The organism is Paenibacillus nanensis, from assembly GCF_003583765.1.
In the GTDB taxonomy this organism is placed as follows: domain Bacteria; phylum Bacillota; class Bacilli; order Paenibacillales; family Paenibacillaceae; genus Pristimantibacillus; species Pristimantibacillus nanensis.
On the sequence record NZ_QXQA01000002.1, the window covers coordinates 167,270 to 179,921 of the forward strand.

Consider the following 12,652-nt stretch of genomic DNA (forward strand, 5'->3'; position numbering starts at 1 on the left):
TCTTCCTCCTTCGATGCTGCGTTCTAAGTCTTCGCAGCGGCCGCAAGCAGCCGCATGTTGCAATCTCCGATCCCGTCTTGGTCGGTCACGAATATAGAGTATCTTATGCCCTGCCGCGATGTTGTGTGACAATCGCCTAGATGAGGGTCTTATAGTCTTTCGTTATTCAAACGCCGCAGCGCCTCCGCAATCCTTTCAGCGGAATCCGGAACGGCCAGCTTGCTCGCCGCAGCGGACATGGCGGACATGCGCGCCTTATCGCCAAGCAGCTCTTCCATTAGACTGAGAAGCTTGCCGCCGCTCAGCTCCTTCTCCAGCAGCAGCTCTGCGGCGCCGGCCTTGACGAGGCTGCGCGCATTCGCTTCCTGATGATTGTTCGTCACATTAGGCGACGGAATAAGGATCGACGGCAGTCCGAGCGCCGTTATTTCCGCAAGGGAAGATGCCCCGGAGCGGCTGACAACAAGCGTCGCGTCCCGGAGCACCTCCGCCATATTATGAAGGTAAGGCACCAGCGTCAATTGATTGCCTGCTGACGCGCCGATTTTCTCCTTCGTGGATTCGTAATAAATCTCCCCCGTCACGAACACAACATGCGCTCCGGCCAGGCGGCTCAGCATCGGAGCCATCTCGATGACCGATTCATTCAGCGCTTTGGCGCCGCGGCTGCCCCCGACGATCAAAGCAAACCGGGTCCCTGCAGGCAGTCCCAGCGACTGAAGACCTTTGCCCGGCTGTGCCTTTAGCACGTTCGACGCAACGGGATTGCCCGTATAAGAAGCCGCTTTCGCCTTCGGAAATTGCGACGCGGACTCCGGAAAGCTGACGCCGATATGGTCGGCATAACGAGACAGAAATTGATTCGTAAGTCCGGGAATGGCGTTCTGTTCATGAATGAAGGTAGGAATGCCGAGCTTCGCCGCCGCGTAAACGACAGGTCCGCACACATAGCCGCCAGTTCCGACTACAACATCCGGCTTAAACTCTCTCAGCAGTTTTTTGGAGCGCTGGACTCCTTTTAGAAAACGCATGACCGTCTTAATATTTTCGAAAGACAGCTTCCGGCGAAAGCCTGTAATCTCAATCGCCTCGAACGGGATGTTCTGCCCGGGCACAACCCGGCTCTCCATACCGTTCTGTGTTCCTATAAATAAAAGCTTCGTGTCCGGATCGTTCTGGAGCATATGTTTGCCGACAGCAACTGCGGGATAGATATGTCCTCCGGTTCCACCTCCGGTGAGCACGATACGCATAATCTTCACCTCGAATAGCGGGATATGTTCAGCAAAATGCCCAGCGCCGTAAGCAGCAGCGTCAGCGAAGAGCCCCCGTAGCTGACAAGCGGCAGCGTAATGCCGGTAACGGGCATCATGCCGATGACGACGCCGATGTTAATGAGCACCTGCACGCCGATAATGCCGGTAATGCCGACGGCCAGAAAGCTGCCGAACGTGTCCGGCGCCGCGATCGCAGCGCGAATGCCTCGCCAGACGACAACAAGAAATAATAGAATAAGCGTGGCGCCGCCGATAAAGCCAAGCTCCTCGGCCAAGATCGAAAAAATAAAGTCCGTCTGCGGCTCAGGCAAATAGCTGAACTTCTGGCGGCTCATGCCAAGCCCAAGCCCGACAAGGCCGCCTGGCCCGATAGCGAATAGCGACTGAATAATTTGATAGCCTCCGCCAAGCGGATCGGACCATGGATCAAGAAACGACGTGATGCGCGCCATCCGGTACGGCGCCGCGATGACGAGTCCAACCAACCCTACTACGCCGATCAGCGCGAAAGCGCCAAGATGAGCCATACGCATACCCGCCGTAAAAATCAAAATAAGCGACGCGCCGACCATGACCGTGCCCGTGCCAAGATCCGGCTGGAGCATAATCATGCCGAAGGCCAAAAAGACGAGCCCTAAAGGCGGCAGCAGCCCTTTGGTGAAATGAGTGATCGTCTGCTGCTTCTCCGACAGCCATTTCGATAGAAACAAAATCATGGCCAGCTTCATAAACTCCGACGGCTGAATGCCGAAGGAGCTGATGCCGAGCCAGCTGCGCGCGCCGCCGCGAACGACGCCGACGCCCGGAATGAGCACGATTACGAGCAATCCGAAGCATACGATCAATGCGATCTTGGCCCATTTCTTCCAAACGGAATAATGCGCGTTCATCGTAAATAGTAACGCACCGACGCCGAGCGCGGCAAATAAAAGCTGTCGCTTCACATAATAGAACCGATCGCCGAACTCGTGGAAAGCGAGCACGGCGCTCGCGCTGTACACCATAACAAGACCAATCGCAAGAATAAGCCCTATAGCCGATAACAGCCAAATATCCGGGGCAGACCGCGCTTTTGCCATAGCGAACACACCTCTTAGCATAGAAAAGTAGGGACAGGCCCCCTACTTACAAGGTATGCGCCGATTGCTTAAAAATGCTCCCTCGCTGCTCATAAGACGCAAACATATCCCAGCTTGCGCAAGCGGGCGACAGCAGAACGATGTCGCCGGGCTCCGCAAGCTTCGCCGCTTGCTTCACCGCTTCCCGAAGAGTGCTCTCGGCGTCCTTCTCAGCGTTCACCGATTGCGTCTTGGTTAAACCTGCCAGATCGGCGACACGGAGCAGCTTCTCCTTTGTCTCGCCGAGCGTGACAAGCCCCTTCAAGCCTTTAAAGACGGGCAGCAGCTCCATGTAGTCGGAGCCGCGGTCGAGACCGCCGGCAACAAGCACGATCGGTCCTTTGAGCGATCGGACCGACATCGTGGTCGCCGTCGGGTTCGTCGCTTTCGAATCATTGTAGTAGCTTACGCCGTTCCGGACGCATACGAACTCTAGACGGTGCTCCACGCCCTTAAATCGCGTGAGCGGCTCTGCAATCCCCTCTGGCGCCGCTCCGGCGGCCAGCGCAGCGGCGATCGCCGCAAGCGCGTTCGCCGTATTGTGGCGGCCGGGAATGCCAAGCGCATCCACAGGCATAATGACGGTCACTTCGCTTCCGCCTTCCGCGCGCTTCCGATAGACGATTTGACGCTCCGGCTCGGATTCGCCGTCGAATTGCCCTTTCACATAAGGCGGCTCTACGCATAAGCCTTCGTCGAGGCGCTCATACAACGAGAACGGCAGCACTTTAGCCGTCAACTCTGATGCAATCGAACGGCATACCGCATCATCCCAGTTAAGGATGGCTGTATCTCCGCTTTCTTGGTTCGCGAACAGCTTCCTCTTGGACGCGACATAGTCCTCCATGCCGCCGTGGTAGTCCAAATGCGTCTCCGCGAGATTCAGCAGAAGCGCGATGCGCGGACGGAACGCGGACGTTCCTTTGAGCTGAAAGCTGCTCAGCTCGGCCACGATCCAATTGTCCGCCTCCACCTCCTGCACGGCATCGCACAGCGGCAAGCCGATATTCCCCGCGACGATCGGCTTCATGCCCGCCGCATCCAAGATCTCCCCGATGAGCGTCGTGGTTGTCGTCTTCCCGTTAGAGCCGGTAATCCCGATAATCGGCGCGGGCGACAGCCAGTAAGCCGCCTCCACTTCCGTAATAATGTCGACGCCGAGCTCCTCCGCTTGACGGACGGGCGGCGCCGAATACGGGATACCCGGATTTTTGACCAGCAAAGCGGTCCGGTCATCAATCAGATCGTCCGGATGACCGCCGCATATCACAGAAATGCCCAAAGCGGCCAGTTCATCCGCTTCGGGACATAAATCTCGCTCTTTTTTGTCGTTGACGACGACTTCTGCGCCAAGCTTATGGAACAGCTTCGCGACGCTGACGCCGCTTCTCGCAAGGCCGAGCACGACGACCCGCTTGCCTCGGTACGTAGATGGATGATTCATAGGGACATTCCTTTCTATGTATGCATGAAGCGGCTCTCCATGCGAGAACCGCTTAGGGTGTAATTTTTATTGTGTTAAATCACAAGCAGGACGCCGGCCGCCGCGAACAGCAGCGCTACGGACCAGAAGACGGTAACGACCTTCCACTCCGACCAGCCCGACAGCTCGAAGTGATGGTGAATCGGGCTCATTTTGAAAATCCGTTTGCCTCTTGTTTTGAACGAAGTGACTTGAATAATGACCGAGAGCATTTCGAGGACGAACACGCCGCCGATTAGAATAAGCAGCAGCTCGGTCTTCGTCAATATCGCCACGGCCGCGATGCCGCCGCCGATGCCCAGCGACCCCATATCGCCCATAAACACCTTGGCCGGATGCGCGTTGAACACCAGGAAGCCGAGCACGGCGCCTATCATAGCCGCGGAGAAAACCGCCGACTCATGCGAGGAGGTCTGCAGCGCAACGATGGCGAAGGCGCCGAACGCGATAGCGCTTGTACCGGCCAGCAAGCCGTCCACGCCGTCCGTAAAGTTAACGGAGTTGCTCGCCGCGAACATGATGATGATGACAAACGGATAGTAGAACCAGCCGAGATCAAAGCCCCAGCTTGTTCCGGGCACCGTAATGGCCGTGCTGTGATCCATATTGTACAGCATCGCGCAAACGACGACGCCGAACAGCATCTGTCCGAACAGCTTTTGTCTTGCCGTCAAGCCAAGCGAGCGCTTGAACACAATTTTGATGTAATCGTCGAGGAAGCCAACGAGTCCATAGCCAAGCGAAGCCGTCAGCAGCACCCAAAATTCCGGCGTCTTATCGGCAAAACGCAGGAACGCGATCAGCATCGCGATCATAATGATAATGCCGCCCATTGTCGGCGTGCCGCTTTTCTTCAGGTGGCTCTGCGGTCCTACTTGGCGTATCTGCTGACCGAACTTTAGACGCCGAAGCAGAGGGATGAATAATGGCCCGAGCAGAACCGCTAGCAAAAACGAAGTGCCGATCGTAAACAATATGACCATCATATCCATCTCCTCACCCCTTCTCCAAAGCCTCTACGACCTGCTCCATACGCATGCCCCTCGAGCCTTTCACCAGTACGAGATCATTCGGCTGAAGCTGCGCTTTCAGCCAAGCCGCCAGCTCATCCTTCTCTTCGAAGTGACGGACCAGCCCTTGCTCCGCCGCTTCCTTCATCTGCCTGGACGCCGCTTCCGACGTATGAACGGAGAGCGGGCCGAATGTCAGGACGCCTTCCGCTTTGCCTGCAGTCAAATATTCGCCGATTTCGGCATGCAGCTTCGCTTCTTCAGGGCCAAGCTCCAGCATGTCGCCGAGGACAACCCATCTTCGTCCGAAGCCTTCAAGCCCCGCCACCAAATCGATGGCTGCCCTAACTGCTGTCGGATTGGCGTTATAAGCGTCATTCAGCAATACCGCTCCATTGAAGGCGCGGGAAGGCTCGATCCGCATGCCCGTCAGCTTCAGCGCGCGGAACCCTTGCGCAATGTCCGCAGGCTGGACGCCGAACAGCCTCGCCGCCGCAATCGCCGCCAGCGCGTTGCTGATATTATGGCGCCCCGGCACCGGAAGCTGAACGGTGCCAAGTCCGGTCGGCCCTCCCTTGAACAGCGCGGTAAAGCGGCTTTCGTGCGGAGCGAGGGCGATATCCGCAGCGGACCATTCGCATTGCTCCTGCAGGCCGAAGGTCCGGAGCTGGACGCCTTCCGGCAACCTCATCGCCTGCAGCCCCTCCTCGAGCAGCGGCTCGTCGCCGTTATAGAGGAGAACGCCGCCTTCGCCTAGCCCAAGCGCGATTTCCAGCTTCGCCTTGGCGATTCCAGCGCGCGAGCCGAGCTGCAGCAGATGAGCATCGCCAATATTCGTAATAATCGCGACATCCGGCTGGGCGATCTTCGTCAGCAGCTCGATTTCGCCGAAGCCGCTCATTCCCATCTCCAGCACCGCCACTTCGGTATCCTCGTCCATTTTCAGAAGCGTAAGAGGCAATCCGATATGATTGTTCAGATTGCCTTCCGTCTTCAGTACCCGGTACTGCGTGCTCAGAAGAGCCGCCGTCATATCCTTGGTTGTCGTCTTTCCATTGCTGCCTGTAATGCCGACGACGCGAGCCATGAGCTCCCCGCGATAGGCCGAGGCCAGCCGCTGCAGTGCGGACAACGTATCGTCCACGAGCAGGAAAGGCAGCTCCGCAAGCGGCGCCGGAATCTCCCTATCCTTCTGCCATAGAAACGCCTTGGCGCCGCTTGCCGCCGCTTGCTCCGCGAAGTCGTGCCCGTCGAACCGGTCGCCGACGATCGGAACGAACAGCTCCCCGCTCCCCGCTATTCTGCTGTCCGTCATAATGCCGCTTACGAGTTCCTCCGCGCGGCCTCCCTTGCGCATTCCGCCGCACATGGCCGCGATCTGCCCTACTGTACGTTTAATCAATGTAATAGTCCCCTTATAGCTTCTTTTGCTTCTATTCGATCATCGAAAGGATATACGCTGCTTCCGATAAGCTGGTAGGTTTCATGACCTTTCCCCGCAATCAATACTACATCTCCACGGCTTGCCTTTTCAACCGCTTTTTGAATTGCGGCTCTCCGGTCTGGAATTAACAGGTAACGGCCGCGGTCGACATGCGCCTCAATAAGCCCGGATTCGATGTCCGCAATGATGCGGTTCGGGTCCTCCGTTCTCGGGTTATCGGACGTCACGATGACGATATCGGCGTACTGCGCGGCGATTCGTCCCATAACCGGCCGCTTCGTGCGGTCTCGGTCCCCGCCGCACCCAAAGACGCAGATGACGCGGTTTTCCGCAAACTCCCGGACGGCCCGCAGCACATTCTCGAGCCCGTCGGGCGTATGCGCGTAGTCGACGACAACGGAGAAGTTCTGCCCCGCGTGTACGCTCTCTACCCGCCCGGGCACGCCGGGAATGGATTCGAGCGACCGCTTGATCGCGTCCAGCTCGATGCCTTCAAGCAGCGCCGCGGCGATTGCGGCGAGCGCGTTGTAGACGTTGAATTTGCCCGGGAGCTTCAAATGAATATCGGCTTCTCCCCGGAAGGTCCGCACGCGGAATCCCGTGCCCTCCGCCGTGATGCGAATATCCGTTGCCCGGACATCGGCATCGCTCTCAACTCCGTAAGTAATCACTTCCGCGGATGTCAGCATCCCGAACTTGACGGAAGCCGGATCATCCGTATTCAATATCGCGTAAGATCTCTCTTCAGCCGATTGCGAGTAAGCATTGCCAAGTCTGGAGAAAAATAATCCTTTTGCATCGGCATATTTCTCCATCGTGCCGTGGTAATCCAAATGGTCTTGCGTCAGGTTCGTGAAGATCGCCGTCCGGAAGCGGCAGCCCTTCACCCTGCCCTGCTCGAGCGCATGCGAGGATACTTCCATCGCGCAATACTGGATGCCGGCGTCGCGCATTTCCCCAAGCTGCCGCTGAAGCTCATGCGCATCCGGCGTCGTCCCTTTTACCGGGAAAGACTTGCCGCCGTACCGCCATTCAATCGTGCCGATCACCCCAGCAGGCTTCCGGCAGTCATTCAATATTTTCTCGATTAAATAAGTCGTAGTCGTCTTCCCGTTTGTGCCCGTCACGCCGATAACCTTCACTTGAAAGCTGGGATGGGCATAGACGTAATCCGCGATAATGGCCGTCGCCAGCCTGCTGTCCTTCACGATAAGCTGCGGCACGGGAATCGCCAGCAGCCGCTCCGTTACGATAGCGGCAGCACCTTTGCTGACAGCCTCCTCGGCATACGCGTGTCCGTCTACGGAAAGGCCGGGCACGCAGAGGAACAGCTGCCCCGGCTTCACTTGCCTGGAATCCTTCTCCAAGCCATCAAACTCCGTGTCTCCATCCCCAATAAGTCTTGCCGTAATGAGCAATTCTTTTAGATCGCGCAGACGCATCTCCATCAAGCCTCCTCGATTACTCTGACGGAATACTATATGCCGCCCAGAGCAATCGCGTTAATCGGCCCTAACTTCAATGAGAATGCGGGAGATCTTCTTCGTCGCCTAAGTAAATGCGTATCGTGGAGCCGCGGTCCACCCGCGTGCCCGCGGCAGGCGCCTGCTTGATCACGACCTGTCCGGTACCTGCCGAGCTTAGGTTAAAGTTCATGTTCAAATCCTCGTAAATATCGGAGACCGTCTTGCCGACCAGGTTCGGAACGGTAACTATCGGCGTCTCTCCGTATTTGTACAGTCGGTCGATCTGATTCGTGCGCGGCGGGATCTCAAGAACGGATAACGCGTCCTCCATAATATTGCGGACGATCGGAGCCGCGACGATGCCGCCGAACTGAATGCCTTGCGGATTGTCCACCGCGACGTATATCACGATCTGCGGATCGTCCGCCGGAGCAAAGCCGACGAACGAGACGATATGCTCGTTCGGCGAATAGCGCCCGTTCACCACCTTCTGAGCGGTACCCGTCTTGCCGCCGACACGGTAGCCGTCGATAAACGCGTTGCGGCCCGTTCCTTTGGCGACAACGCTTTCGAGCGCCTCCCGCACTTCCTTCGAGGTCTCCTCGGAGATGACCGTTCGCACGGCTTCCGGCTCAATGGTCTGCACCGTCTCTCCGGTCTCCCGGTTTATAAACGCTTTGGCGACGTGAGGCTTATACAGCGTGCCGCCGTTAATGGCAGCCGACACCGCCGTAATCTGCTGAATCGGCGTCACCGACACCCCTTGGCCGAACGCCGTTGTGGCAAGCTCGACCGGCCCTACCTGGTTCAGCTTGAACAGAATGCCGTTCTCCTCGCCGCCAATGTCGATGCCGGTTTTCGTGCCGAAGCCAAAATCCTTAATGTATTGGAACAGCGTTTCCTTACCCAGCCGATTGCCCAGCGTGACGAAGCCCGGGTTGCAGGAGTTCTCCACCACCTCTAAAAAAGTCTGGCTGCCGTGTCCGCCCTTCTTCCAGCAGCGAAGACGCGCGCCTCCTACTTCAATCGCTCCCGGATCAAAGAACATTTCGTTTTTCAAATCCACTTTGTCTTCTTCCAAAGCGGCGGCGAGCGTAATGATTTTAAACGTCGATCCCGGCTCGTAGGTCATCCAGATCGGCAAGTTCCGGTTATACACTTCCGACGGAACCTCTTTATACTTATCGGGCTCATACGTAGGCCGGCTTGCCATCGCCAAAATTTCGCCGTTATTCGGATCCATCGCGATGGCGATGATGCCGTTCGGCTGCAAGCTTGTCATCGCCTGGTCCAGCTCGCGCTCCATGATCGCTTGAATGCCCTGATCGATTGTAAGCTGCAGCGTTAAGCCTTCCTTCGGCTCCACGTACTTGTCGGAGGAATTCGGCATTTGCCGGCCCGCCGCGTCGGACAGCCAGGACACATTGCCCTGAATGCCCTTGAGCATCTCATCGTATTTCGCTTCGACGCCGGTCAGCCCCTGATTGTCGATGCCCGTAAAACCAAGCACGTGAGCCGCCATGCTTCCGTATGGATAAAATCGTTTATTATCTTCCGCTACGACGACGCCGGGCAGATTAAGCGCCTGCAGTTGCTCCGCTTTCTCTTGGCTCATCTTTCGTCCGCCGGGATCCAGCTTAACAATTCTTTCCTTTAAAGTAAGCTTTTGCAGCAGCTTTTCCTCCGACATGTCCAGCAGCTTGGAAAGCGACGCCGCCGTCCCTTGCGGATCCTTGATTTGAACGGGGATCGCCCATACGGTCGGAGAGCTGACGTTGTACGCCAGCCGCACGCCGTTGCGGTCCCATATTTCGCCCCGCTTGGCCATGTACGGAATGTCGCGGCGCCAGGAATTCTCCGCCCGCTCCGCTAGCTCCGCCCCTTTCCACAGCTGAACATAGGCCAGCCGCAGACATAACGAAACAAAAGCGACGCCTGCAAGGATGAGCACAATGAATAGGCGCCTTCTTACCGTCACATTGGAAACCTTCATAACATATCCCCCTCTGTACCGCCGCTTAGCAATAAGCGTATAGAACGACGCTCATTCCAAGCCTATTCGGGACAAGAGGGGGATAGAACAAGCTCCCTGAACTTGTCTTAGTTTTCTCCGCCGGTTATCGATGACTCCTCCCCGGAATCAGCACCTGCATCATTACCAGAGCCGGAAGCCGTCTCGGAAGCATTACCCGTCTCGGCGCCGGAAGCCGTATCCGCGGCTTCTTCGCCGGAACCCGGTTCTCCTTCCGCCCCGCTTGAGTCGTTCGCAGCAGCTTGTTCGGCGTCGGAGCCAAGCGGCGGGGATAGCTTTACGCGGACAGTTCTTTCGCCATTTTTCTCCTCCACCTGCTGCGATACGACAAAACCTGTTCCTTCAGGCGCCAGCCGCGCCCCGATGAGCGATGTAAGCTCAATCGCGTCGCGCAGCGACACGCCGGTTAAGTCGGGTACAGGAAGCTTGTCCCTCTGCTCCGTTATGAGATAGATCCGCTGAGTCGGGTGGATAAGCGAGCCGGCCGGCGGAATTTGACTCAACACGGCGCCGCCTTCGCCAACAATCTCGTAAGGGAGCGCCTCCGCCTTCAGTTCATCCATCGCTTGCGTTACTTTCAATTCTTTCAAATCCGGAACCGCTACTTTGATTTCGCCGGTCTCGAGCGCTTCATTCGGCGTCCAGTTCGGCGCGATCCCCATCTTACGCAGACTCTTCAGCATAATTTCCCGGAAGGCCGGCGCCGCTACCGAGCCGCCGCCCGCATTCGGGTCGTTCGGCTCATCGACCAAAATATAAAGCACGATTTGCGGATTATCGACAGGCGCATAGCCGATGAAGGAAACCATAATTTTTGTATCGGAATATTTGCCGTCCACGAATTTCTGCGAAGTTCCCGTCTTGCCCGCTACGCGGTACCCTTCAATATACGCGTTTTTCCCCGTGCCCTTGTCTTGGTCGGAGACGACCTGCTCCAGATATTCGCTGACTTGGCGAGAGGTCTCCTCCGAAATGACCTGGCGAATGACCTTAGGCTTCGTGACGGTTGTTGTTTTGGTCAACGGATCGGTAATACTCTTAATCACATGCGGCTCCATCAGCTTGCCGCCGTTCGCTACCGCCGAAACGGCCGCAACCTGTTGAATCGCCGTTACGGCAACGCCCTGGCCGAATGACGCGTTGGCAATTTCACTGTTCCACCGGAAACGAATCGATCCGGTCAGCTCGTTCGTCAGCTCGATTCCGGTCTTCTGGCCAAATCCGAACTTCGTGAAATAGTCGCGCATCTTTTCCGCTCCAAGCCGTTCGAAGCCGAGCTTAATAAAGGCGACGTTACTCGAATATTTGAGTCCGTCAAGGAACGATATCGTGCCCCAGCCGTCCCGGTTATGGTCTCGGATGACAACCGTATCGCCGGGAACTCGATAGCTCCCTGATTTATAAGTCTCGTTCGGATTGAATAGGCCCTCTTCCACCGCGGCGGCAAGGACCGCGATTTTGAACGTGGAACCCGGCTCGTACAACGAACCTACGGCATGGTTAAAGTAATTGGCGTACTCATATTCCCAATACTCATTCGGGTTATATTCCGGCAGATTCGCCATCGCCAAAATTTCCCCCGTATTCGGATCGGCGGCGATCGCCGTCGCGCTTTTCGGCTGGTACTTCTTAGCTATGCCGCGCAGCGCTTCCTCCACGTAATGCTGGATATCGGTATCAATCGTCAGCGCAATGTTGTCCCCGTCCTCCGGCTGCTTATATTCCATCTCACCGTCCGTGAGTTCGACATACGCGCCGTCCTTCTCGTAACGGATATAACCGTCCGTTCCGGTTAACCGGTCGTTGAAATAGGCTTCCACGCCGGTCATATGCTCGCGGTCCAAGCTGACGTAGCCGACTAGCTGCGAAGCCAGCTTTTGTTGGGGATGATAACGCTTCAGCGTCTCCTCGATGATAATGCCTGTATCCGTGCCGATCTTTTTTTCGATCATCTCGGTTCTCAGCTTGTCTCTGAACTCTTTCAGCTTGTCGGCTGCCGCTTTTTCAATTTGCCAGCCGCCCTTCCGGAGCTCGCGATGCGCGTAAAACTCCCCGTCATCCTTCTTCGCGGTTACGACTTTCCGAACCTCGTTCTCGGAAGCTCCAAGCGCTTCCGTCAAGCCCTTAATAACCTCCTCCGCCATACCCGCCTCATTAATCAGCTTCGGATTGACCGATACGTTGTAGGAGATCGTATCCATCGCCAGCACGTTGCCGTTGCGGTCCGTAATTGTCCCCCTCTTTGCCGGCAGCGTCTCCGCTGCAGCCCACCTCTCTTTGGCCATGACGTAATAGGTATCTCGGTCGAGCACTTGCACATAGAAAACTCTTCCAATCAGAATAAGAAAAAGGAGGGTCATAACCCCTCCAAATAACAGCGTGCGAAGTTTAATTCGTTTACTCATCATGTCACACCCTAATCACGCATAGCCGTACTTGTCGAGACGTTATCCTTCTTGATCATAATGCCGCCTTCCAAACTGCTGACCATGCCCTGCGTCTCCGCAAGCTGACGGATACGCTCCGGATCGCTTAACATCTCTACTTGCCGCTTCAGATCTTCCATCTCGATGTTCATAGTCTCATATTCGGCATTCATCTGCTTGATTTGAAGATTCATATTGTAAATTTGCGCATATCTCGAAATAATAACCCCGGCGACAACCACGCAGAGAAGCACGGTAAAGAGGTACAGCAGCTTCTCCTGCACCGGCAATGATTTTCTCTTCACGACGACTTTTTTGGTTTCCCGGACAACTTGCTGCTGCTGCGGCTTCCGCTTCGGCTGAAGCGCTAAATTTCCATTTACGTACGCCACTTCA

General features: G+C 56.4%; 9 protein-coding genes. All 9 read right to left on the bottom strand.

The genetic code is table 11. The annotated features are described in order from the left end of the window. Positions 1 to 149: 149 nt before the first annotated feature. The 9 genes from murG to ftsL all read right to left on the bottom strand — a co-directional run bounded on the left by murG (position 150) and on the right by ftsL (position 12,648). Positions 150 to 1,253 carry an undecaprenyldiphospho-muramoylpentapeptide beta-N-acetylglucosaminyltransferase gene (gene murG, locus D3P08_RS04035; protein WP_119598165.1) on the bottom strand — a complete coding sequence of 368 codons (1,104 nt, stop codon included), beginning with the start codon at positions 1,251 to 1,253 and terminating at the stop codon, positions 150 to 152. Positions 1,254 to 1,258: 5 nt separating this feature from the next. Further along, a complete protein-coding gene (spoVE, locus tag D3P08_RS04040; protein WP_119598166.1) occupies positions 1,259 to 2,356 on the bottom strand; it encodes a stage V sporulation protein E in 1,098 nt (365 codons plus the stop codon). Positions 2,357 to 2,402: 46 nt separating this feature from the next. After that, on the bottom strand, positions 2,403 to 3,839 hold the full coding sequence (gene murD, locus D3P08_RS04045) for a UDP-N-acetylmuramoyl-L-alanine--D-glutamate ligase (protein ID WP_119598167.1): 1,437 nt from the start codon (positions 3,837 to 3,839) through the stop codon (positions 2,403 to 2,405). Positions 3,840 to 3,913: 74 nt separating this feature from the next. Then, a complete protein-coding gene (mraY, locus tag D3P08_RS04050; protein ID WP_119598168.1) occupies positions 3,914 to 4,870 on the bottom strand; it encodes a phospho-N-acetylmuramoyl-pentapeptide-transferase in 957 nt (318 codons plus the stop codon). A 4-nt stretch (positions 4,871 to 4,874) separates the two neighbouring features. Continuing rightward, entirely contained in the window at positions 4,875 to 6,290 is a 1,416-nt protein-coding gene (locus D3P08_RS04055) for a UDP-N-acetylmuramoyl-tripeptide--D-alanyl-D-alanine ligase (RefSeq protein WP_119598169.1), read from the bottom strand. Then, a complete protein-coding gene (locus tag D3P08_RS04060; protein ID WP_119598170.1) occupies positions 6,287 to 7,774 on the bottom strand; it encodes a UDP-N-acetylmuramoyl-L-alanyl-D-glutamate--2,6-diaminopimelate ligase in 1,488 nt (495 codons plus the stop codon). Before D3P08_RS04060 ends, D3P08_RS04055 begins: the two co-directional genes overlap by 4 nt. A gap of 76 nt (positions 7,775 to 7,850) precedes the next feature. Beyond that, a complete protein-coding gene (locus tag D3P08_RS04065) occupies positions 7,851 to 9,791 on the bottom strand; it encodes a stage V sporulation protein D (protein ID WP_119598171.1) in 1,941 nt (646 codons plus the stop codon). Positions 9,792 to 9,898: 107 nt separating this feature from the next. Then, positions 9,899 to 12,235, bottom strand: a complete 2,337-nt coding sequence (locus tag D3P08_RS04070; RefSeq protein ID WP_119598172.1) for a penicillin-binding protein — start codon at positions 12,233 to 12,235, stop codon at positions 9,899 to 9,901. A gap of 11 nt (positions 12,236 to 12,246) precedes the next feature. Further along, a complete protein-coding gene (gene ftsL, locus D3P08_RS04075) occupies positions 12,247 to 12,648 on the bottom strand; it encodes a cell division protein FtsL (protein ID WP_119598173.1) in 402 nt (133 codons plus the stop codon). Between the last annotated feature and the right edge of the window lie 4 nt (positions 12,649 to 12,652).

What these genes read in the sequence shown, in the direction of transcription:
- murD (WP_119598167.1), bottom strand. Translation starts at nt 3,839, where the DNA reads ATGAATCATCCATCTACGTACCGAGGCAAGCGGGTCGTCGTGCTCGGC.
- D3P08_RS04060 (WP_119598170.1), bottom strand. Translation starts at nt 7,774, where the DNA reads ATGCGTCTGCGCGATCTAAAAGAATTGCTCATTACGGCAAGACTTATT.
- D3P08_RS04070 (WP_119598172.1), bottom strand. Translation starts at nt 12,235, where the DNA reads ATGAGTAAACGAATTAAACTTCGCACGCTGTTATTTGGAGGGGTTATG.
- spoVE (WP_119598166.1), bottom strand. Translation starts at nt 2,356, where the DNA reads ATGGCAAAAGCGCGGTCTGCCCCGGATATTTGGCTGTTATCGGCTATA.
- murG (WP_119598165.1), bottom strand. Translation starts at nt 1,253, where the DNA reads ATGCGTATCGTGCTCACCGGAGGTGGAACCGGAGGACATATCTATCCC.
- D3P08_RS04065 (WP_119598171.1), bottom strand. Translation starts at nt 9,791, where the DNA reads ATGAAGGTTTCCAATGTGACGGTAAGAAGGCGCCTATTCATTGTGCTC.
- mraY (WP_119598168.1), bottom strand. Translation starts at nt 4,870, where the DNA reads ATGGATATGATGGTCATATTGTTTACGATCGGCACTTCGTTTTTGCTA.